At 55.0% G+C, this 21,535-nt stretch carries 19 protein-coding genes and 1 tRNA gene; 9 read left to right on the top strand and 11 right to left on the bottom strand.

All coding sequences use genetic code 11. From position 1 onward, the window contains the following. The first annotated feature begins 29 nt into the window (after positions 1-29). The gene (locus KUV22_RS01030; RefSeq protein ID WP_222227800.1) at positions 30-833 is read left to right on the top strand and encodes a glutaminyl-peptide cyclotransferase; all 804 of its coding nucleotides are present in this window, start codon (positions 30-32) and stop codon (positions 831-833) included. A 56-nt stretch (positions 834-889) separates the two neighbouring features. Here the strand turns inward: KUV22_RS01030 and KUV22_RS01025 are convergent, their stop codons facing one another. Then, positions 890-1,354, bottom strand: a complete 465-nt coding sequence (locus KUV22_RS01025; protein ID WP_222227799.1) for a hypothetical protein — start codon at positions 1,352-1,354, stop codon at positions 890-892. 162 nt (positions 1,355-1,516) lie between these two features. Here KUV22_RS01025 and recQ point away from each other — a divergent pair, with 162 nt between their 5' ends. Together recQ and KUV22_RS01015 are read left to right on the top strand one after the other, a co-directional pair. Next, complete coding sequence (gene recQ, locus KUV22_RS01020; RefSeq protein WP_222227798.1) at positions 1,517-3,376, top strand: DNA helicase RecQ; 1,860 nt, start codon at positions 1,517-1,519, stop codon at positions 3,374-3,376. Between the two features lie 84 nt (positions 3,377-3,460). Then, positions 3,461-4,813, top strand: coding sequence for a serine hydrolase domain-containing protein (locus tag KUV22_RS01015; RefSeq protein WP_222227797.1), 1,353 nt, complete (start codon positions 3,461-3,463; stop codon positions 4,811-4,813). A gap of 14 nt (positions 4,814-4,827) precedes the next feature. Here the strand turns inward: KUV22_RS01015 and KUV22_RS01010 are convergent, their stop codons facing one another. Further along, the gene (locus KUV22_RS01010) at positions 4,828-5,757 is read right to left on the bottom strand and encodes a DUF533 domain-containing protein (protein WP_222227796.1); all 930 of its coding nucleotides are present in this window, start codon (positions 5,755-5,757) and stop codon (positions 4,828-4,830) included. A gap of 213 nt (positions 5,758-5,970) precedes the next feature. Here KUV22_RS01010 and KUV22_RS01005 point away from each other — a divergent pair, with 213 nt between their 5' ends. Beyond that, complete coding sequence (locus KUV22_RS01005; protein WP_222227795.1) at positions 5,971-6,963, top strand: calcium/sodium antiporter; 993 nt, start codon at positions 5,971-5,973, stop codon at positions 6,961-6,963. Between the two features lie 21 nt (positions 6,964-6,984). Here the strand turns inward: KUV22_RS01005 and KUV22_RS01000 are convergent, their stop codons facing one another. The 8 genes from KUV22_RS01000 to KUV22_RS00965 all read right to left on the bottom strand — a co-directional run bounded on the left by KUV22_RS01000 (position 6,985) and on the right by KUV22_RS00965 (position 14,372). Continuing rightward, positions 6,985-7,296, bottom strand: a complete 312-nt coding sequence (locus KUV22_RS01000; protein ID WP_222227794.1) for a chaperone modulator CbpM — start codon at positions 7,294-7,296, stop codon at positions 6,985-6,987. Between the two features lie 14 nt (positions 7,297-7,310). After that, positions 7,311-8,303: a DnaJ C-terminal domain-containing protein gene (locus tag KUV22_RS00995; protein WP_222227793.1), complete on the bottom strand. Its 993-nt coding sequence runs from the start codon at positions 8,301-8,303 to the stop codon at positions 7,311-7,313. 103 nt (positions 8,304-8,406) lie between these two features. Further along, positions 8,407-9,171 carry an OmpW/AlkL family protein gene (locus KUV22_RS00990; protein ID WP_222227792.1) on the bottom strand — a complete coding sequence of 255 codons (765 nt, stop codon included), beginning with the start codon at positions 9,169-9,171 and terminating at the stop codon, positions 8,407-8,409. Between the two features lie 413 nt (positions 9,172-9,584). Next, positions 9,585-9,890, bottom strand: coding sequence for a BolA family protein (locus KUV22_RS00985; RefSeq protein WP_222227791.1), 306 nt, complete (start codon positions 9,888-9,890; stop codon positions 9,585-9,587). 36 nt (positions 9,891-9,926) lie between these two features. Next, a complete protein-coding gene (djlA, locus tag KUV22_RS00980; RefSeq protein WP_222227790.1) occupies positions 9,927-10,715 on the bottom strand; it encodes a co-chaperone DjlA in 789 nt (262 codons plus the stop codon). A gap of 188 nt (positions 10,716-10,903) precedes the next feature. Beyond that, positions 10,904-12,217, bottom strand: coding sequence for a sodium ion-translocating decarboxylase subunit beta (locus KUV22_RS00975; protein WP_222227789.1), 1,314 nt, complete (start codon positions 12,215-12,217; stop codon positions 10,904-10,906). Between the two features lie 11 nt (positions 12,218-12,228). Continuing rightward, the gene (gene oadA, locus KUV22_RS00970) at positions 12,229-14,037 is read right to left on the bottom strand and encodes a sodium-extruding oxaloacetate decarboxylase subunit alpha (protein ID WP_222227788.1); all 1,809 of its coding nucleotides are present in this window, start codon (positions 14,035-14,037) and stop codon (positions 12,229-12,231) included. Positions 14,038-14,126: 89 nt separating this feature from the next. Continuing rightward, entirely contained in the window at positions 14,127-14,372 is a 246-nt protein-coding gene (locus KUV22_RS00965; RefSeq protein ID WP_224918945.1) for an OadG family protein, read from the bottom strand. A 304-nt stretch (positions 14,373-14,676) separates the two neighbouring features. On the opposite strand from KUV22_RS00965, the gene KUV22_RS00960 reads away from it, so the two are divergent. From KUV22_RS00960 to ppnN, 3 genes are all read left to right on the top strand, one after another. Beyond that, complete coding sequence (locus KUV22_RS00960; protein WP_222227787.1) at positions 14,677-15,720, top strand: tRNA dihydrouridine synthase; 1,044 nt, start codon at positions 14,677-14,679, stop codon at positions 15,718-15,720. 238 nt (positions 15,721-15,958) lie between these two features. After that, positions 15,959-16,035, top strand: a tRNA-Arg gene (locus tag KUV22_RS00955). A 217-nt stretch (positions 16,036-16,252) separates the two neighbouring features. Further along, positions 16,253-17,635 (top strand): nucleotide 5'-monophosphate nucleosidase PpnN, encoded by a 1,383-nt coding sequence (ppnN, locus tag KUV22_RS00950; RefSeq protein WP_222227786.1) that lies wholly within the window; start codon positions 16,253-16,255, stop codon positions 17,633-17,635. Between the two features lie 283 nt (positions 17,636-17,918). Here the strand turns inward: ppnN and KUV22_RS00945 are convergent, their stop codons facing one another. Next, positions 17,919-18,770 carry a MurR/RpiR family transcriptional regulator gene (locus tag KUV22_RS00945; RefSeq protein ID WP_222227785.1) on the bottom strand — a complete coding sequence of 284 codons (852 nt, stop codon included), beginning with the start codon at positions 18,768-18,770 and terminating at the stop codon, positions 17,919-17,921. Positions 18,771-18,999: 229 nt separating this feature from the next. Here KUV22_RS00945 and KUV22_RS00940 point away from each other — a divergent pair, with 229 nt between their 5' ends. Together KUV22_RS00940 and KUV22_RS00935 are read left to right on the top strand one after the other, a co-directional pair. Continuing rightward, positions 19,000-20,610, top strand: a complete 1,611-nt coding sequence (locus tag KUV22_RS00940) for a sodium:solute symporter (RefSeq protein WP_222227784.1) — start codon at positions 19,000-19,002, stop codon at positions 20,608-20,610. Continuing rightward, positions 20,607-21,515 carry a BadF/BadG/BcrA/BcrD ATPase family protein gene (locus KUV22_RS00935; protein WP_222227783.1) on the top strand — a complete coding sequence of 303 codons (909 nt, stop codon included), beginning with the start codon at positions 20,607-20,609 and terminating at the stop codon, positions 21,513-21,515. Before KUV22_RS00940 ends, KUV22_RS00935 begins: the two co-directional genes overlap by 4 nt. Positions 21,516-21,535 lie beyond the last annotated feature (20 nt).

Genomic DNA, 21,535 nt, shown 5'->3' with positions numbered 1-21,535 from the left:
AGAGAACACTGGAATATCCGTATCAAACCATGAAAACGACTCTCGCGGCGCTGCTCTGGCTCACATTGTTTACTCCGGCACTCGCCGCTGCCGACCCGGGCCCGGTGGATTTCCAGGTGTTGGAGCGCAAATCCCGCCCGGCAGACCGGTTTACCCAGGGCCTCTACTTTGACGGTGAGCGCTGGTTGGAGAGCAGCGGCCTGTATGGCCGTTCCTGGCTGGCGGAGTATACCGATCCCAGCGCAAACCCGGTAAGACGCAAGTGGCTCGCGGGCAACCGCTTCGCCGAGGGTCTCGCCGTGTTTAACGATTATCTCTACCTGCTGACCTATCGTGCCGGCGAACTGCAAATCTACGACCGCCGCAACTTCAATCTGGTGCACCTGCTCCACTACGAGGGCGAAGGCTGGGGGCTCACCAGCGATGGGGAATCGCTGATCATGAGTAACGGCAGCGATACCCTCACCTTCCGCACACCGGACGGTTTCAAGGTCACACGCCGCCTCAAGGTCACCGGGGGTGGGCAGAAGTGGTCATTGTTGAATGAGCTGGAGTATGTAAACGGCCTGATCTGGGCCAATATCTGGCAGGATTCACGGGTGATCGCGATCGATCCTGCGACTGGCGAAGTGCAAGGCTGGCTCGATCTCGCAGAACTCACGAAACAGAGCCTGCGAGGCCGCCGGCATGTGGACGCTGTTGCCAACGGCATCGCCTGGGACGAGAGCCGCAACGGGCTCTGGGTAACAGGGAAGTACTGGCCAGACCTTTATCTGCTGCGCCCGCAGGGTCTCGGCTTTGACTCTGCAGATGAAACTAACGGGCAAGAGTAGCGCCGAAAGTGCAATCGGCGCAGGAATTCGTTGCTATCGGCAGGCCAGTGTCGGTGTCAGTTGCGGTAATAGTCAATCACCGTCAGGAAGCCGCCATTCCGCATGGATTCAAGCGCGGGCCCGCGCATCTGCAAGCGGTAGCCGCGCCGCTGGCGCTCCAACGTGACTCCATCCATTCCCTGATCACCATCAAACAGCATCGCCTGCTGACCATTCGCCGCACGCCACTGCACACCCTCTACGTTACGCATTCCCGGCAATTCAATTGTCAGGGCCTGCAGGTCTACAGGCAGTTCACGCATTTCCATGCGCGCAATACCGGAGGACGTCGCCAGGGAGTAGTTCAGCTGGTGGGCGGGGGCAGGCTTCCACCCCAAATGGGTATCTGCCACTGCAGACTGCGCAAGGCTACGGGGATTAATAGGCTCTGGCGTATTGGAAACACAGCCGCTCAAGCTGAGCAAAATTAAGGCAGCCAGTGTGTAAAAAGTAGGCGTAGACTTCATTGTCATTGCGCGCATAGCTTTATCCTTGTCTATGTCGGCCTTGCCCGGATTATAGCCAAGGTTCACATTTTTTGGATAAATCAGGCGCCACTTACGAGGTAAGTAACGCCAATTTTTATCAATCAAAACCGCTGTACCAGTTCGCATTCGGCCAAACCCAGGCGGTATACTCACGCCATGAATGACGCCCTACCCCCGCCCCAGACATCACCCCACTATATTCTCGAGCACACCTTCGGCTACACCGAGTTTCGCGGTGACCAGCAGGCCATCATTGATACGCTGGTGCGCGGCGAAGACGCTCTGGTACTCATGCCTACCGGTGGTGGCAAGTCCCTGTGCTATCAGATTCCTGCTCTGGCGCGCCCGGGCTGCGGCGTGGTCGTCTCTCCGCTGATTGCCCTGATGCAGGATCAGGTGGAAGCGTTGCGTGCGGTGGGCGTTGCCGCAGGATTTCTCAATTCTTCCCTCGACTATCAGGAAGCACAGGCGCTGGAAGCACAGTTGCTACAGGGCAACCTTGACCTCCTGTACCTTGCGCCGGAACGCCTGCTGCAGCCGCGCACTTTGGACCTCTTGAGCCAGACGGACATATCCCTGTTCGCGATCGACGAAGCCCACTGTGTCAGCCAATGGGGCCACGACTTTCGCGCCGACTATCTGCACCTTTCCTGTCTACATGAGCGCTTCCCCAACGTGCCGCGGGTCGCACTCACCGCCACCGCGGATCAGCGCACCCGGCAGGAGATCGCCAAGCGCCTGGATCTGGAGAGCGCGCAGCATTTTGTCAGCAGCTTTGACCGCCCCAACATCCAGTATCGGATTGCCGCCAAGGACAACCCCAAACGGCAGCTGCTGCAGTTTCTGAAGCAGGAGCACGAAGGCGATGCCGGCGTGGTGTACTGCCTGTCCCGCAACAAAGTAGAGACTACCGCCAGCTGGCTGCAGCAGCAGGGATTCACCGCGCTGCCCTATCACGCCGGTCTCTCCAGCGAAATGCGCGCGGAACACCAACGCCGCTTCCTGCGTGAAGAAGGCGTTATCGTGGTGGCCACCATCGCATTCGGCATGGGAATCGACAAACCTGATGTACGTTTTGTAGCGCATTTGGATTTGCCGAAGAGTATCGAAGCCTATTATCAGGAAACCGGCCGCGCCGGCCGCGATGGTGAGGCGGCCTCAACGCTACTGCTGTATGGGCTGGAAGACGTCGTAAAACTTAACCAGATGAATGCCGGCTCAGAAGGCAGTGAAGAGCACAAACGCCAGGAACGCCAGCGCCTGGATGCGATGCTGGGCTTATGTGAAATCACCAGCTGCCGCCGACGTGCGCTACTGCGCTACTTTGGCGAGGAGCTTGAGCAGGACTGCGGCAATTGTGATACCTGCCTGAGCCCGCCCATCACCTGGGATGCTAGTGAGGCCACACGCAAGCTCTTGTCCTGTATTTACCGCACCGGTCAGCGCTTTGGTGCCGCTCACGTGATCGACGTACTGCGCGGCGCAGACACGGAGAAAATTCGCCAGTTTAACCACAACCAGGTATCCACTTACGGCATCGGCACAGACCTGAGCGCCAACGAGTGGCGTGCGGTCGTGCGTCAGCTGGTGGTCCGAGGATACTTGCGAGTCAACGCTGAGGCCTTCAACGCCCTGCAACTGACCGAATTGTGTCGGCCTGTCTTGCGTGGCGAGGAATCATTGCACCTCCGCACCCTGCCCAAGGCACCAAAATCAGGAGCGCGCTCTGGAAAGGACGGCAGCCAATCCCGCGCCACTGTAGAGGTGGCAGCAGAGGATCAGCCGCTCTGGGATGCGCTACGCGCCTTGCGCAAATCACTGGCGGAAGACCTGGGCGTACCGCCATATGTGGTATTTCACGATGCTACGTTGCGGGAGATGCTGAGCGCCAGGCCACGCAACGAGGACGAGATGCTGGCTATCTCGGGAATTGGTGACAGCAAGCTGGCACGCTTTGGTGAACCCTTTCTGGCACTACTGGCGGAATTCGGAACGGTCACCAATACCGACTCTTAATAACCTAGAATCGAAACTCGCCATAGGGAATGATGGAGCGCATTGGGGTTACCCCGGCAAACCGTTCTTGGAAAACAATAATCTATGAAGAAATTTATCCTGACCCTGCTCGCAATCATTGCGGGGCTGCTCATCCTCCTGTCCCTGTTAGCCCCCTCTCTGCTCGGTTTCTCGGTTACCCAGCTGGGCAACGCGGTGCGCGTTTCCACCGGCATGGGAGCCAAACTCGCCTGTTCCGGGCGCTACCTTTCCGGTTTTAACCACACCCGCAACCTCGACGATCTTGCCTCCTACTCACCTGCATACCGGCTGCTGGACCTCGTTTACGATGATGAGGTTAAGCGCGTAACTGCAACGTTGATGGGTATGGCTGAGACCAGCGCTACTTATCGCCCCGGCCTGGGTTGCACACTGGATATTGGTGATACCAGCGCTCTGAACGCCGTGACAACCACCCCCATCGCCGATTCTTCCGCGGCCTGGCCCCTGGGTAACACCGTTGCCAGCATCGTGCCTAATCAACAGCAACGTCTGGAAGAAATCCTGCAAAAAGATAATCGCGCTGGGCTTAACAGCCGAGCGCTATTGGTGGTTCAGGATGGAAAACTTGTTGCGGAAGCCTACGATGAGGGCATTTCGCCGGAAACACCGCTACTTGGCTGGTCGATGGGCAAGAGTCTAACGGCCATGATGATAGGTCGCCTGCAAACGATAAATCCGCAGGTAGATATGTCACAACCGCTGTTCCTTCAGTGGAATGATGACCGCCGTAACATCAGCCTGGAAAATCTGCTGCAGATGTCGTCCGGGCTGGAGTTCGACGAAACCTACGCTCCCGGCAGCGACGCTACCAAGATGTTGTTCCGTGCCCATAGCGCCTCGGATATCGCTCTACAAAGCCCTCTGACCAAAGTCCCCGGTGAATACTTCTCCTACTCTTCGGGCACTACCAATCTGCTGTCACGCTGGATCTACGACCGGGTCGGTGCAACACCACAAACTAACGTGGACTTTTTCTACCAGCAGATTCTCTCCCCGCTCGGTATGCGCCATACCACGTTTGAAGTGGACGGCAGCGGCGTTTTTGTGGGCAGTTCCTATATCTACGCTTCTGCCCGGGATTGGGCGCGCCTTGGGCTACTCATGCTGCAAAATGGTGAGTGGAATGGCGAACAGCTGCTGAACCCTGACTGGGTGACTGACGCACAGAAACCCAACCAGAGCGAGAACGACCCCCGCTATGGCTATCAATTCTGGCTCAACAGCGGCGGCGATGAACTGCGCTACCCGGAATTGCCCGAAGACAGTTACTTTATGCTGGGTAATCGCGAGCAAATCGTCATGATTTCACCATCCACCAATACGGTAATAGTGCGACTGGGGTGGTCCAAAAAGACCTACCCCACCGGTGGAAATTTTGCCCAGCTACTGCCGTAAAGAACACTTAGGGCCTAACGCGGCAGTTGTGCTTCAACCACTTGTGCCGCTTGCTCTGAGATACCCAACTTGCCCGCCAGCGCTGCCATATAGGCTTTTTCCTGCGGATTGTCGGGATTGATCGTCATGGCAGAAACCAAGTAGAGATTAAATGCGGTGGCCGGGTCGTCCACCGCCTCAACCACTTCATCCATACTTATCGGGGTGGTCAGGAACTTGCGCAGGCCTTCCATCTCGCTACTGTCGAGTTGGCCCTCCAGGGCCTGCATAACATTTCTCTGCTCCGCTTCATCAATGCGACCGTCGGCCTGTGCCGCAGCGACCATGGCTTTCAGCATCACCTCGGCCTGCTCAGCACCGGCAGCACTATCTGCGGCCTCGGTATTCACAAACCCAAACAGCCCTCCTTTACCCTGGGGTGCCACCTTGTTCCACCCGCCCGGGTTATTTTGCGGCCCCTGGGGTCCCTGCTGACCGAACTTGCCACTGGCACCGCCAAAAATTTGACCGAGTATCTCACCCAGCCCGCCCATACCTGGAGAACCACCTTGTGCGCCACCACCGGGAGCTCCCCCAGGCATTCCTCCAGGGACGGCCCCCCCAGACTGCTGCATTTGAGCGAATATTCGCCGAGCCATTTCCATCAGTACTGCAGCACCACCAGCGCCAGCACCGGCCGGTATCGCGCCGCCAAAAATATCACCGCCAGGCGCTCCTGTACTTCCGGTGTTACCGGGCTTTAACCCTCCCGGCTGGCTTGCGCGGGCGAGAATGTCATCCAAGCTCGGAGAACCATCGGTCGCACCCGGCTGCTTTGGTGGCGGGACTTTAGAGAAATCCGGAGGCGGTGTGCCGGGGGCAGGCGCCGATTGTTGCCGAATCTTCTTGTTCAGCATGGACATGCCCGCGCCAATCAAGGCACCCAACAATAGCTTCTTGTTCATCGCCCAACGCCTCCTATTCACTCTCGGCTGCCGAGACAAAATCAGACCAAACTGTAGAGTCCGCCAGTTTCAGCCACCAGATTAGTGTCAACTTGATTTTTGCACTGGAACTGCTTGTCTTTGTGGTTACAATCGGCCACCAGTTTTACCCCTGGAGTCACGGTCGACATAACGGTTGTGACGAATGGACATTCAGAACTTTTAAGGACCGCTATGATTCTCGCCCTGATCGCCATCGTTGCCGGATTTATCCTGCTGATGTGGAGTGCTGATCGCTTTGTTGATGGCGCTGCCGCAACAGCAAAACACGCCGGTATGCCACCGCTGCTGATCGGTATGGTGATTGTCGGGTTCGGCACCTCCGCGCCGGAAATGGTGGTCTCCGCTATGGCCGCGCTGGACGGCAGCCCGGGCCTGGCGCTGGGTAACGCCTACGGTTCCAATATCGCCAATACCGGCCTGATTCTGGGTACTACTGCGCTATTTATTCCTCTTACCGTACACAGCAAGATCATCCACAAAGAGCTGCCTCTGCTGTTGGCGATCACCTGCTTAACCGCAGCATTTTTCTGGAATGGCGGGCTAAGCCGCACCGAGTCCTTCATCTTACTGGCAGGCTTTTTCGGGGTGATCGGTTGGTCAATCTATTCTGCGGTCAAAGGCAAAGGCAAAGGCGACGAGATTGAAGGTGGCATGGAACAAAATCTGGAAGAGCACGATATGCCTCTGGGCAAGGCGCTGTTCTGGGTCGTGGTGGGATTGATATTGCTGATCGTGAGTTCGCGGATGCTGGTGTGGGGCGCGGTAACCATTGCCCAGCAACTCGGCGTCAGCGATCTTATTATCGGCCTGACCATCGTCGCTCTGGGTACATCGCTACCTGAACTTGCAGCCACCCTGGTTGCAGCGAAGAAAGGCCAGCACGATATCGCCATTGGTAATGTGGTTGGCTCGAATATGTTTAACCTGCTCGCCGTGGTGGGTATTGCTGGCGCCATCGCGCCGATGCCGGATGTCCCGCATGAGCTTATCACCCGGGACTGGCCGATGGTAATGGGCCTGACCATAGCCCTCTTCGTTTTCGGCTACGGGTTTCGCGGGCGCCAAGGGCGCATCAATCGCGTGGAAGGCGCAATCCTGCTCGCGGCCTATTTGGCCTACACCTCTTATCTCGCCTATGAAATCACCAGCAAGGCAGTCGCCTAAGCGCGACAGGCTGAATAGGCGTTAGCGGCGCTCGAGCCGCCGAATCCTGGCCCGGAGTTGCTCGATCTCATCGAGTAGCTCCAGCGCCAACGCGGCACCCGCATGATTCACCCCCAAATCTCTTTCCAGGCGGTACACCCTTCGAACCCGGCGTACGCAGATCCCACTGAATCGCACACCGCCGCCCTGAGTGTCCACATCAATCACACCCTGATCTACCAGGCTCATCACCTGCTCGGCGGATAGCTCACACGCGGCGCATAGCTCGCGGAGCGTCATACGGCTTTGTTCATCGAGAATTTCGACCTCAACCCATTGATCATCAGATTGCATTTTCGAGCTTCTCCTTACGCGCCGCTTCTGGGGTCAAACTGGAAGGCGCTCTGAAAATTGCGATACGCCTCTTTCTCGTCATCCGTATTTGCGGGCGGGGTTACCACATCCAAAACCACATACAGGTCACCCGGTTCTTTCGCCGGCAACCCCTTTCCCTTCAAGCGCAGTTTGCCACCGTTCTTACTATTGGCTGGCAAAGTAAGATTGAGCGTACCGTCTGGGGTTTGTACCGGTACCTTTCCGCCCAGTGCTGCCTCCCAGGGCGCTACCGGCAAGTCGAGATACACCGTTTTACCTTCAACACTGAACCGGGAATGGGAGTTGAATACGATCTCCAGATACAGGTCGCCGGCCTTACCTTCACCGATTCCCGGCTGTCCCTGACCTGCAAGGCGGATCTGCTGCCCTTCCGTCACGCCTTTTGGAATCGTGATATTGAGTTTTCTCTCCTTGATTTCTGGGCGCCCATCGGGACCGAGTTCTGAATGCTTAAGCGAGATCTGCCGCTTACTTCCGCGATAACTATCTTCAACATCGATGGCAATTTTCGCGTGCGTGTTTTCTCCCTGCGCATGAAACTGCCGCCCACCCTGATGAAAACCGCCCTGGCTGAATCCGCCCTGATGAAAACCGCCCTGATGCGCACCGCCATGCTGAAAGCCACCGCGCCCAAATAGGCTTTCAAAGAAATCACTGAACGCTTCCGGGTCCGCATCGGTGTAACCACCCCCGCGAAATTCAAATCCCTGATCCCAGTCCGGTGGTGGGCGAAAGTCCTCACCACTATTCCAGTTTTTGCCGAGCTGATCGTAGGCCGCACGCTTCTCGGGATCCTTCAATACTTCGTAGGCTTCGCTCACCTCTTTGAAGCGTTCCTCTGCATCGTCCTCTTTACTCACATCCGGGTGAAACTTGCGTGCCAATTTGCGATAGGCGCGCTTTATCTCATCCTGCGCTGCGGTGCGTTCCACACCGAGAATCTGGTAGTAATCGTGGTACTCCATGCACAGACCAGTCCATTAACCCTGAAAATTGCCAAAGAAAAAGGCACCCGCAGGTGCCTTTTTCGTTCTTCCGTGAACGCTATCTTTTAACTGCGGTTAGCAATTAGAAAGAGTAGCCAACACCCAGGTTGAAGATCCATGGGCTGTAGTCAACACTCGAGGTCACCGCTCGGCGTGGCTGTCCCTGTAGCGCCGCTTCCGTGTAGTAAGTGGTCAGGTCAGTGTCTGCGTCAATGTACAACACTGCCGCATTCACCAGGAAGGCACTGTCACGGCCAAAACGGAAGTCTACGCCCGCTTGACCAGCGATACCCCAGGAATGCCCCAAGCCATATTTGACATCGCGAATACCCAGCCCAATCAGGGGATCGTTGATGGTGTCACGCAAAGCAGCGCGCACATTTTCATCACTGAAGTCGGTGTAGTTCACACCGATACCAATGTAAGGCTGACCAAGGCAATCACGGCTTAGCGGGTACCAATTCACGAACGCGTTGGCATAATCCGCATCGAAGCTACCTACCCGAAAACGATCATCGGTATAGATAAAGCCGTCGTCACCACGAATACCCCTGATATCCAGATCGTGGTTGGTAGATCCGATGTACATCAGTTCTACCCCCCAGTGCTCTGCTGGCAACCAAGCACCGGAAATGTTCCAGGTGGTGTCAGAATCGACATCGAAGTTTGCACCAAAGTGACGATCACTCAGGCGGAACTGCTTATCGTCGTCATTGGCATCAACCCAGCTGGCACCAACTCGAACAACAAAATCTCCATCACTCCACATATCGGCAGCTGCATGCTGGGCACTAACCATGGCAGCAACAGCGATCGCAAGCGGTGTCAGAACGCGTGTCATTTTCATTGAGAACTCCATCGTATTCGGCAAATTAAACAGCAATTAACCCAATCACTTGTCAGTCTAGACACGGAAGTGAACCACTGTAGAAAAAACAACCAAAAAAAATCTTCAGTTGTGGAACTTTTGCGCGTTTCTGTCGTTCACTTCGTTAATTAGAAATAACTACACGCCGGGCGCATAAATCGACATGGCCTGAGTGGAGACAATAAAGGATAAAAAACACGCCACTTTCGATAAAAAAGGCGCCAAAAGCCGAGAGGAAGATGAAGATCGTGCCAGAGGAGCGATTGCGTCAACTGGCACGCGGAGAGAAGAGGAAATTTTCCGTCAGTTATTCAGGCGACATGTATCCTGAAATTGGAAAAACGATGAACGTAAAGAAATGTTTTTGAGATAGGAAGCTGGCTGACTTCTACTTACCCCTTGCCACCACCCAGGCATTGCGGACTCTCAGGGGCCTGCCCCTGCCACTCTTCCGGTGTATACAAATGCAGGGCGAGCGCGTGGATGGGGCCTGCCATTTCTTCAGAAAGTACGCCGTACACTTTTTGGTGACGCTGCACCTTGCGCAAGCCATCAAAGCCAGTACTCACCAGAACGACACGGAAATGCATCTCCGCGCCCTCCGGTACGTTATGCATATGGCTCTCGCACTGCACCTCGATATGCGAGGGTGCCAGCTCTGATGACAATTTTTCCTGAATCTGTTGTGCAAGTGACATAGTCTTCTCTTGGATAACGAATTGGGATCGCCTATATCAGGCCTGGTTCACCGCCGCTTCGCGTTTACGCGCGGCAACAATCGTGTCGTATGCCACGGTAATGCTTTTCATCTGATCTTCCGCGTGGCGCATAAATTCGTCCGGCAAACCTTTGGAAGCGATTTTGTCCGGGTGGAATTCCGCGGCCTTACGTCGATAAGCCAACTTAAGCTCACGGTCACTGACATCCGGGCTGCATTCGAGTACATCGTAATGCGCCTTGAGGCTGCCCTCACTAGTGGCGGGGCCACCGTGGCCAAACTCATTAAACATCGCGGTAAAAATAGAGGCATGCAAACCCAGTTCTTCAGGGATTTTGCGCAAAATCTGCTCTTCCGCCGGGTGCAATTCACCATCGGCAAAGGCCACCGCGAACAACAACCGGTATACCATCTCGCGCATCGCCTGGTTGCGAATCAACTGGCGATATTGGCGGGCATAGTCATAAATAGAAAACTGGTCTGATTTGGCATTCTGAAAAATCTTGATCGCCTGCTGGCGGTCCTCTGCATTCAGGCGCAGATTGTTATTGATGAAGTCATCGATGAGCTGGACCTCAGCCTTCGAAACCTGGCCGTCAGCCTTGGCCATCTTTGCCAGCATAGAGAAAAGCGCGACGATAAACACCGTTTGCGCCCCATCGCGATTGAGCGGGATACCTTGCTCACTCAGCTTCTTCAGGCCGGAGCTAAACGAACTACCCACCCAGGCACCCAGGGCGGCACCAATCGGTCCACCAAACATCATGCCGATACCAGCACCGATACCCGCTCCCAACCAGGACATAACCTCTCCTTCCGGCCCCATATAAAGGACCACAGACACTAAATCGGCAGCCATGTTACCACGAGGGAGGCAAGCCCCCTATTTCGCCCAGCTTCCCATGAGAAGACAAAACTAACCAGTCACCCCAAAATTCGAGTAATAAAAAACCCCGCATGCGCGGGGTTCTTTCTCGGAAGCATGCGAGGCTATTAGCCGCCCATCGCCCGAACCATGGTGATCATGACGCCCGCCGCAACTGCAGAGCCAATAACACCCGCCACATTGGGGCCCATGGCATGCATCAGCAGGAAGTTGTGCGGGTTCGCCTCCAAACCAAGCTTGTTGGAAACTCGCGCAGCCATCGGTACCGCTGATACACCCGCAGAGCCGATCAGTGGGTTCACCTTGTTCTTGCTCACCATGTTCAACAACTTGGCCATCAAAACACCGGCCGCCGTTCCAATCGCGAAGGCCACAATACCCAGCGCCAGGATACCCAGGGTTTTCGGATCGAGGAATTTGTCCGCCGCTAGCTTCGAGCCAACAGAAAGTCCCAGGAAAATGGTGGTGATGTTAATCAGTGCATTCTGTGCGGTATCGGACAAACGAGAAACCACACCACATTCGCGCATCAGGTTGCCGAAACAGAACATACCCAACAGTGGCGCGGCATCCGGCAGGAATAGCGCAACCAGAATCAGCAGCACCAGCGGGAAAACGATCTTTTCGCTTTTGCTCACATGACGCAGCTGAACCATTTCGATGCGACGCTCCTGCTCGGTCGTCAGCGCACGCATGATTGGGGGCTGGATCAGTGGCACCAGAGCCATATAGGAATACGCCGCTACCGCAATCGCACCCAACAGGTCTGGAGCCAGCAGGCTGGATACGTAGATCGCTGTAGGGCCGTCCGCACCACCGATAATACCGATAGCTGCCGCATCCGCGATGGAGAAATCCATAATGCCCATGGCTGACATGCCAACCGCGCCGAGCACCGTGGCAAAAATACCAAACTGGGCGGCCGCACCGAGGAACAGGGTACGCGGGTTCGCAAGTAGCGGACCAAAGTCCGTCATTGCACCTACGCCCATAAAAATCACCAGCGGTGCAACACCGGAAGCGATGGCAACGTTATAGAAGTTGTACAACATGCCATTGGAAAAACCCGCGTCGGACGCAACCTGAGCAGCGCGTTCCGCAGCAGCCGCCGGCGCGTTCTCAAACGCCACTTTAAGACTTTCCATCGATTCAAAGCCGCTGAGTCCAAGCGCCTGAGACAGTTGCGCTAGCACTCCAGCGTCGCCGGAATACATGGCCGCTTCCACCGCTGGCAGCGCTAGATTGGCACCGGGGATATTCGCCAGGATTCCACCGAAGCCGATCGGTACCAGTAGCAGCGGTTCAAAGTTCTTACGAATCGCGAGGAACAGAAGCCCCAGGCACACCACCATCATGGAGAACTGCCCGATGGTCATCTGGTTTGCCCCAGATGACAGCCAGAGATTTGCTAAATTTTCCACTGTGGCCTCCGTTACGCGATGGTCAGCAGGTCATCGCCCACCGCCACGGCATCACCCTCTTTCACGGTGACACCGGTCACGCTGCCTGCACGAGGCGCGCTGACTGCGGTTTCCATTTTCATGGCTTCCAGTACAACGATGGTCTGGCCTTCGGCAACCTGATCACCAGGCTTCACCAGTACCTTGAAGATATTGCCGGCCAGTGGAGCTTTTACCGGCTCGCCGGTGCCTGCGGCAACTGGTGCGGCGGCAGCGGCAGGTGCTGCAACCGCTTCGCCACCGACTTTGACCATTCCGGTAACATCGCCGCCGTCGGCAACGGTCACGGTGTAACTCTCACCTTCCACCGACACGGTATAAACGCTTTCGCCCGCATCGTTTTTCACTTCGGTGCCTTCATTACCAGTGGGAACTGGCTCAAATGCATCCGCATTGCCGCGGTTTTTGAGGAACTTGAGGCCGATTTGCGGGAACAGTGCGTAAGTCAGCACGTCATCGATTTGACCATCACCTGCAGTGAGGGCGATATCGTCTTCGGAGGATTTTTGCTGCAATTCTGCAGACAGTTTGTCCAGCTCTGGTGCAATCAGGTCCGCTGGGCGGCAGGTAACCGGCTCACCGCCCTCCAGAACCTTGTCTTGCAGCTCTTTATTTACGTCCGCAGGCGTCGCGCCGTATTCGCCTTTCAACACGGCGGCGGTTTCTTTAGAAATTGATTTGTAACGTTCACCGGTCAGAACGTTCAATACCGACTGGGTACCGACAATCTGCGAAGTTGGGGTAACCAGCGGAATGTAACCCAAGTCTTTGCGCACACGCGGGATTTCTTCCAGCACTTCATCCAGGCGGTCGCCAGCGCCCTGTTCGCGCAGCTGGTTTTCCATATTGGTCAGCATGCCACCAGGTACCTGTGCAACCAGGATTCGGGAGTCGACACCACGCAGGGAGCCTTCGAACTTCGCGTACTTCTTGCGCACCTCACGGAAATACGCCGCAATTTCCTCGAGCAGGTTGATGTCGAGGCCGGTATCGCGATCGGTGCCTTCCAGAATTGCCACCACCGATTCAGTGGGGCTGTGACCATAGGTCATGGACATGGAGGAAATGGCGGTGTCGATATTATCGATGCCCGCTTCCACGCACTTCAGTGCGGTCGCGGTAGACAGGCCGGTAGTTGCGTGACATTGCATATGAATCGGAATGTCCACCGCGGCTTTCAGTTTGCTTACCAGCTCGTAGCCTTCATAGGGTCGCAGCAGGCCGGCCATGTCTTTAATGGCAATGGAGTCCGCACCCATATCTTCGATCTGGCGACCCAGGTCTACCCACATATCCATGTTATGGACCGGGCTTACGGTATAAGAAATGGTGCCTTGCGCATGCTTACCCTGCTTCTTTACTGCCGCCAGTGCAGTTTTCAGGTTGCGCATATCATTCATCGCATCGAATACACGGAATACGTCTACACCGTTGGTGGCCGCGCGCTCGACAAACTTCTCTACCACATCGTCTGCGTAGTGACGGTAACCGAGAATGTTTTGGCCACGGAACAGCATCTGCTGCGGCGTATTGGGCATCGCTTTTTTCAGCTCGCGAATACGCTCCCAAGGATCTTCACCAAGATAACGAATGCACGCATCGAATGTCGCACCGCCCCAAGATTCGAGAGACCAGAATCCGACTTTATCCAACTTCTCTGCAATCGGCAGCATGTCGTCCAAGCGCAGGCGGGTAGCAAAAAGCGATTGGTGGGCGTCGCGCAGGACTACGTCGGTAATCCCAAGCGGGGATTTGTTAGCTAAAGAGTTAACCTCAGTCATAGCTGATCTCTCTTCGAAAATTGATCTTGGAAAAATGAATGTTGTCGTTATGTGCACCGGTGCGAACCGATGCATTCATTATGTGAAAATTATTTACGACGATTGCGGTGTTGCTTAATGGCCTCTTCGATAATTTTACGAAGACGCGCATTACCGGCTGCCGATTGCAGTGCTGGTGCAGGCGACGATGCGGAAGGTTCAGCCTCAGGGAAAAAACGAGTCATCACGCGTGACATGATGGTGGTACAAATCACCAGCAACAGCAGAAATGTAAATACAATGCCCATGCCGAACAGTGTGATGTCCAGGCCCTGCTGCATTAATGCTTCTTGCACGGTTTTTCCCTCGTTTTTTGTAAATTATTGATGCGGTATTTCATACCAATGATTGAGCGGGCGATATTATCGGTAAAAGAACCTTTCAAAATCAAACACTTATTAGTTACAGAAGCAACCAAGAACCCCTATAAATGCGTCATTTTCGACCATTTTACCTGCCAGATCTGACCATCTATCTTTTTCACACCTGAGGATTAACGGGTTTACAGGACCAGCCAAACCGCATTGCACAATAACTAACCAATGCGCGGAAATTCTCGTACAATAGCCACCCTGTTGTACCGCAATGCCACGCTATTTCATGACCACAAAACCCGACTCCAAGCCAATTACATCTTCCGCCCCGGCTCCACTCATCTATCAGGCTCCAATGGAAGGCGTCATAGACCACCACGTGCGTGCCCTGCTGTCGAAAATTGGTGGGGTGGATGTCTGTGTTACGGAGTTTGTAAGGGTCACCCAGACAAAACTCCCCCGCCGGGTCTTTACCCGCCTTTGCCCGGAGCTAGACCGGGGCGCACAAACACCTTCCGGTATTCCGGTGCGCCTACAGCTGCTGGGCGGGAACCCACAAGCTATGGGCTATAACGCAGCCCGTGCGGTGGAAGCCGGAGCAAAGGCTATCGACCTCAATTTTGGCTGCCCTGCAAAGCAGGTGAATAACAGTGACGGCGGCGCTTGCCTGCTGCAGTCTCCGGCACGGGTAGAAGGTATTGTGGCCGCGGTGCGCAAGGCGGTACCCGACTCAATACCAGTAACGGCAAAAATCCGTCTCGGGTTTAACGACCGCAGCTCCTATATGGACAACGCCCGTGCCGCCGAGGCTGGTGGTGCTTCTGAACTCGCAGTACACGCACGCTCAAAAGTCGATGGTTACCGGCCCCCGGCCTACTGGGAATATATTGGTGAGATTCGCCAACAACTGGGTATCCGGGTCATTGCCAATGGCGATCTGTGGACACTCAAGGACTTTCAGCGCTGCCGCGAAGTTACCCAGTGTGATGCTTATATGTTTGGCCGCAGCCTGCTGGCGCGCCCGGATATCGGCCTGCAGATTCGTTCCCTGTGCGCGGGCGAGGAAGTGACCCCGATGCCATGGACTCAGGTGGTCGGAATACTCCACGAGTACTACATCACCACCAAAGATCTGTACCCAGCCAAATATCTGGGCAACCGGGTCAAGCAGTGGTTGGCCTACCTGAAGCTCAGCTTTCCAGAAGCGCAAAGCTTCTTTGAACAAATCAAACGACACCGGGACCACGACATCATCGAGCAGGCGTTTGCCATGCACCTGAATTCACGAATCCCCACACCAACCCTCTTAGGTGAAGAAAACGCCGCCTGAACCCCAGAAACAGGTCCCTCACAGCCCACATTTCCAGCCTTGCAGAAAAAGTGAAAAAAACTGCTTGCATTGGAGGAAAAGGCGCGGCATGATGCGCGCCCTATCGAGCTGAAGCAAAGGTTTCGGCCAACAGCGAAAGCTCGGTAACTTGCGGATTTTAAAAGAGTTTTTAAAAAATCTTTTAAAAAAAATGTTGACGAAGCCAAGGCAAGTCACTATAGTTCGCAACCACAACGACGCGCTCGTAGCTCAGCTGGATAGAGTACCTGGCTACGAACCAGGCGGTCGGAGGTTCGAATCCTCCCGAGCGCGCCATACAGGAAGCCCTGAACTCGAAAGAGTTCGGGGCTTTTTCATTTTGCCCATTTCAAATTGCTCTCCTCGAGCCCAACTACGACTCCTCCGTCAGCTATCCTTAATCTGACACCGGCCAATAAAATCTCTGCCCCGAGGTGCCACCCACCCCATTCACACTGGCGCTCCAGGCATTGAACAAAACGGTTACTGAATAACAAGCATTAACGGGGGTTGTATGACCACTGAACTTATCGATCTCGTTGACGCGCGCGTATCGCCTACGGGCCAGTTCGATATCCTTTCCAAATACGAAATCCATAAACTCACCGATACCAGTCGCGGGCCGGAGAATACCGTTTTCCGCAACTGCGCCCTCGCCGTCCTGAACTGCGGCAACTACCAGGATGACGGCAAGAAACTCCTTGAGCAATACGCCGACTTCAACATCTCAGTTATTCCCACAGAGCGCTCGGTGAAACTTAAAGTCTGTAATGCACCAGCCGGCGCATTCGTCGACGGCCGCATGATCCAGGGTATTGCGGAACACCTCTTTGCAGTGTTGCGAGACATCATCTATGTCAGGAGCGAGATTACCGGAGACCCTCGCTACGACCTGGTATCGGCACAGGGGGTCACTGATGCGGTATTTCACATCCTCAGGAATGCGGGCACTTTCGACCGCACCCGGGCACCACGCCTGGTCGTCTGCTGGGGTGGTCACTCAATCTCGCGCGAGGAATATGATTACACCAAGACGGTCGGCTATGAGCTTGCCCTGCGCAGCCTCGATATCTGCACTGGCTGCGGCCCAGGGGCAATGAAAGGCCCAATGAAGGGCGCAACCATTGGCCACGCCAAGCAACGGGATCGTGATGGACAATATCTTGGTATTTCCGAGCCAGGCATTATCGCTGCAGAGGCGCCCAACCCGATCGTCAACCAACTGGTCATCATGCCTGACATTGAAAAAAGGCTGGAAGCATTTGTGCGTACCGGGCACGGTATCGTTGTGTTCCCCGGCGGCGCAGGCACTGCCGAAGAGATCCTCTACTTACTCGGTATTCTTTTGCACGAAGAAAACAAGCACCAGCCCTTCCCGCTCATATTTACCGGGCCGGCCAGTGCGGAAGAGTATTTTTTCCAAATCGATCGATTTATTGGCGAGACTCTCGGTGAAGAGGCCCGCTCCCGCTATCAGATCATCATTGACGACCCGCAAGAGGTCGCACGGCAGATGTCTGCGGGAATCTTAAAAGTGCGGCAATTCCGCAAGGAAACCGGCGATGCCTACTACTACAACTGGCAGCTCAAGATTTCCACGGAGTTCCAGCGTCCATTCACCCCAACTCACGAAAACATGCGCGAACTCGCTCTGCACAATCACCAGCAACCTTACTTACTTGCCGCCAATTTGCGCCGTGCATTCTCCGGTATCGTTTCGGGCAACGTGAAAGATGAAGGCATCCGCAACGTTGAAAAGCACGGGCCCTACGAGCTCCGCGGTGATCCATCCCTGATGAAAAGTATGGATACGCTACTGAACTCATTCGTAAAGCAACAGCGCATGAAACTTCCAGGCACAACGTACAAGCCCTGCTATCGAATCAGTGCCGAGTAGTATGAAGAGTTGGAAAGGGAAAAAATCGGAGCCCTGCAGGGCTCCAAAGCCAATTCAACAAAAGAGGAAATCAGAATTGGAAGTACAAGGTGAATGACACCGGAACGGTAAACTCTCACTTACTGAACCAGCGTCAAAGCCCGCGAGGTCACAGGTACTGTCGCTATCAAAAACAATAATTCCATAACCGCACGAGAAATCAGAATATATTATTCCTAATTTGCGGATTCAACCCCAGATCGGGCATTTTTTATTACAGCCCCGGATTCAGCTTCTTAGAGAGTTAAGAATCGCGGCGCAGAACTTTTACCGCTTGCCGGCTACGTTCAAAAAGCTCATTCGCTTTTTCATCGCGCTGGGAAAGCAGAATAAACAGCAAATCTGTGATCATAAATTGAGCGGTGCGCGCCAAAATAGAGGAGCTACGCGCTTCTGATTCATTGGCCACACAGAAAAGACTATGTGTCGCCAGCTCGGTAAGAGGGTTGCGCGCAAAGCGGGTTAATGAAATGACTTCAGCCCCCTGTGATGCGGCAGCCTGCGCAACACGGATCACATCCTGGGTTACCCCAGACTCGGAAATTGCGAACACCACATCCCCCTGACCGAGCGTGGCGGCATTGGCGACCTGCACATGGGTATCGTTCTCCACCAGCACAGATTTACCCAACTTCATCAGCTTGTAGGCCACGTCTCTCGCCACCAGCGAGGACGCCCCAACACCAAACAGCAAAATGCGTTTGGCACTGAGCAGGGTCTCGGCAGACTGCAGCAAAACCTTTTCTGAATTTGCCATCACCGTTTCGTTCAAGGCGAGGTTTTTCCGGGCAATCAATTTTTGCGCGACCGTCGCAAGGTCGTCATCGGCCGCAATATCTCCATGAATGGCCTTTGGCAACATCGCAGAGCGCGCAACAGATTCCGTCAAGGACAACTTCAGGTCCGAATAGCCTTTGTAGCCCAGCTTTTGACTGAACTTCACCACACTGGATTGGGAAACACCCACTTGCTCAGCCAACGCCTTGGAGGATTGCGCGCGAACGGATTCTACATTTTCCAAAACGAAATCCGCGATGCGCTGTTCATGATTGGACATGCTGTCGCGCATGGCGCGAATTTTAACCAAGGTGCTCATTAGCTAGCTGGACCCTATTGCTACAGGAAAATTTCGCAGGTGTATTCATCAACCCGCACACCCTCAAAACACCTTGCCAAGCCCCGGAAACTGGGGGCTTATCGGTAGCGCCGATGGAAAATACTTTGCGTAAAGCAAGAATAAATGATACCAATTGCAACCAAAATTAGGAATAAAAAATTGGTATCGTGTTCACGAAGGCCATTTATTTTCAAGCGAGTGACATTCGATGGAATTGCAGTTTACCGGTTTGGATTGGGGAATATTTGCGCTGTACTTGGCAATCCTGGCCGCCTCCGCATGGTATTTCAGCCAGAATCGCGCAAAAGATAGCCGCGATTACTTTCTCGCTCGCAACAGTATGCCCATGTGGATGGTGGCGATTTCCACCCTGGCGACCACCCAATCCGCCGCCACCTTCCTCGGTGGACCCGACTTGGGCTACCGTGGCGACCTCACCTACCTCTTCACCAACGTCGGCGCAGTCATCGCGGCGTTCATTGTGGCGAGCGTTTTAATTCCCAAATTCTACGCCAATCGGGTGACGACCGTATACGAGCTCCTGCAATCGCGCTTCGGCGAAAAGGCCAAACACCGCGCTGGCGGTATTTACCTATTGGGGCGTGTATTTGCCAGCGGTGCACGTTTGTATATGGCCGCGATCGCCGTTTCGATGATCCTATTTAACGATATCGCAGCGGACCACGTGGTTGCTGCGGTCGTTTTGCTAACCGCGGCGGGTCTTCTGCAAACCTTTATCGGCGGTGTGCGCTCGGTCATTCAGAGTGATGTTTTACAGTGCGCAGTTTATGTAAGTGCGGCCCTCGCGGTGCTTGCAGTATTGATCACACAGATCCCTGCGGACTTTGGTCAGATCTTTGCTGCACTGAACACCCCCGCAGAGGGCCCGTCCAAACTGACGCTCATCGATACCAGCTGGGATCTGAGCGACCCATTTAATTTATGGGCAACACTTACCGGCTTTGTCCTGCTGAACATTGCCGCCTTTGGCCTGGACCAGGACGTGACGCAGCGTGTTCTCACCTGTAAGACACCCCGGGAAGGCGCGCGTGCGGTACTTTTTTCAGTGGTTATGGTGATCCCAGTAATGGCCGTATTCATGGGTATCGGACTTCTGTTGCATATTTTCTACCAGAACCCTTCACTCATGGGCGGGAATCCCGTTTCAGTACCGACTGGGGGAGACGTTACCGTATTCATGCATTACGTACTGCACGAAATGCCGGCGGGTCTGCGCGGTCTGGTGACTATCGGCGTGATTGCCGCAGCGCTCTCAACGCTGAATTCCAGTCTTAACTCTATGGCCAGTGTATTGATCGAAGATCTTTACCGTCACCGACTTAAGCAGCGAGGCATTGAGAAAGATGCACAACATTTTGTTGCCGCTGGACGCTGGGGCATGACCCTTGTTGCCACGGCACTGGGCCTGATGGCAGTGCTTTGTTTCTACTGGCAGCAAATCAGTGATTTGCCTCTGATTACTTTTGCTCTGTCGGTAATGGTATTTGCCTACTCCGGTCTTCTCGGCGTGTTTTTTACCGCACTGTTTACTGGCCGCGGCAACGCGACCAGCGTGGGTTGGGCCCTGGCTGCCGGCTTTACCGTCACCCTGTTACAACAGCCCTGGATGATCACCATGATTACCGGATCCAGCGAACCGCCCATCATTGCGTTCCCATGGCAGCTATGTCTCGGCACGCTCGTTTCTTTTGCCGTATGTAATCTCGGCCGCCCGGCGGCCGCCCTCATTCAAACCGACGACACAGCGACACCACCTGTCGCGGAAAGCAAGGAACTCAACGCAGCACACTCAAAATGAGCAGCTACTTTATAGGGATCGATGGCGGCGGCACCAAAACCCTGGCGCGTCTTGAAGACGCGAACGGGCCCCTGGCCACAGCAAAATCAGGGGCCAGCTCGCTCACTCAAGACCTGGATGGTGCCATCAAAAGCATTGTCGATATCAGTCGCCAAGTGCTGGCCAGTACACCAATCACCGCCGATCAGACCCATGTCGCCTGTGGCGTGGCAGGTGCCGGCAATCCAACTTCTGCCGCCAAGCTGCAACAAGCTCTGTTAGCGGAGGGCTTCCGAAGTGTGCAGGTAACCTCCGACGCCAAAACCTCGCTAGTGGGCGCGGGCGCAGGTACACCAATCGTGATGGTCGCGATTGGCACCGGTTCAGTTGCCATGCAACTGGGGCGCGACGGAAAAACCCGTCAATTTGGCGGCTGGGGACTGGCGGTTGGTGATGAAGGCAGTGGTGCCGCCATCGGTAAAAGCGTGGTGCGCGCACTGCTATGGGAACTGGATATCTATGGTCGCGCTAAAAGCCCCGTCTGCGAAGAGATTATGTCGGTTGTAGGGCAGGACCGCGCGCAGATCTTACCCTGGCTGCAAAGCGCAGGCTCCAGGGAATACGCTGCGCTTGCCCCAACCGTATTCACGCATCTCCCCCACTGCGCATTGGCAGGAGAGATTGTCCGTAAAACGGCAGCTGAAGTGGACCGACTGATTGAAGCGGCCAGCAACGGGGACTCTTTGCCACTGGCTCTGCTTGGGGGGCTGGCAGACAAGCTGGGCCCGCATTTGCGGCCAGCGCATCAGGCTCGGCAAATACCCGCCCTGGGAACAGCTTTGGACGGCGCCTGCATACTTGCTCGTCAACATGGGGAGCGGAGCGCAGAGACCACTGAAAAGAACTCAATACAGCACGACTCGTAAATGAGCGGCTTCTGATAATT

It is taken from the genome of Microbulbifer agarilyticus, assembly GCF_019800665.1.
In the GTDB taxonomy this organism is placed as follows: domain Bacteria; phylum Pseudomonadota; class Gammaproteobacteria; order Pseudomonadales; family Cellvibrionaceae; genus Microbulbifer; species Microbulbifer agarilyticus_C.
The sequence above is the reverse complement of the archived record's forward strand: the minus strand, read 5'-3'. Positions and strand labels throughout refer to the sequence as shown.

Coding starts and splice junctions, on each gene's coding strand:
- KUV22_RS00960 (WP_222227787.1), top strand. CDS start 14,677: ATGACCACAAAACCCGACTCCAAGCCAATTACATCTTCCGCCCCGGCT.
- djlA (WP_222227790.1), bottom strand. CDS start 10,715: ATGTCCTGGTTGGGAGCGGGTATCGGTGCTGGTATCGGCATGATGTTT.
- recQ (WP_222227798.1), top strand. CDS start 1,517: ATGAATGACGCCCTACCCCCGCCCCAGACATCACCCCACTATATTCTC.
- oadA (WP_222227788.1), bottom strand. CDS start 14,037: ATGACTGAGGTTAACTCTTTAGCTAACAAATCCCCGCTTGGGATTACC.
- KUV22_RS01000 (WP_222227794.1), bottom strand. CDS start 7,296: ATGCAATCTGATGATCAATGGGTTGAGGTCGAAATTCTCGATGAACAA.
- KUV22_RS00935 (WP_222227783.1), top strand. CDS start 20,607: ATGAGCAGCTACTTTATAGGGATCGATGGCGGCGGCACCAAAACCCTG.
- KUV22_RS00940 (WP_222227784.1), top strand. CDS start 19,000: ATGGAATTGCAGTTTACCGGTTTGGATTGGGGAATATTTGCGCTGTAC.
- KUV22_RS01005 (WP_222227795.1), top strand. CDS start 5,971: ATGATTCTCGCCCTGATCGCCATCGTTGCCGGATTTATCCTGCTGATG.
- KUV22_RS01030 (WP_222227800.1), top strand. CDS start 30: ATGAAAACGACTCTCGCGGCGCTGCTCTGGCTCACATTGTTTACTCCG.
- ppnN (WP_222227786.1), top strand. CDS start 16,253: ATGACCACTGAACTTATCGATCTCGTTGACGCGCGCGTATCGCCTACG.
- KUV22_RS01025 (WP_222227799.1), bottom strand. CDS start 1,354: ATGCGCGCAATGACAATGAAGTCTACGCCTACTTTTTACACACTGGCT.
- KUV22_RS01015 (WP_222227797.1), top strand. CDS start 3,461: ATGAAGAAATTTATCCTGACCCTGCTCGCAATCATTGCGGGGCTGCTC.
- KUV22_RS00995 (WP_222227793.1), bottom strand. CDS start 8,303: ATGGAGTACCACGATTACTACCAGATTCTCGGTGTGGAACGCACCGCA.
- KUV22_RS00945 (WP_222227785.1), bottom strand. CDS start 18,770: ATGAGCACCTTGGTTAAAATTCGCGCCATGCGCGACAGCATGTCCAAT.
- KUV22_RS00990 (WP_222227792.1), bottom strand. CDS start 9,171: ATGAAAATGACACGCGTTCTGACACCGCTTGCGATCGCTGTTGCTGCC.
- KUV22_RS01010 (WP_222227796.1), bottom strand. CDS start 5,757: ATGAACAAGAAGCTATTGTTGGGTGCCTTGATTGGCGCGGGCATGTCC.
- KUV22_RS00985 (WP_222227791.1), bottom strand. CDS start 9,890: ATGTCACTTGCACAACAGATTCAGGAAAAATTGTCATCAGAGCTGGCA.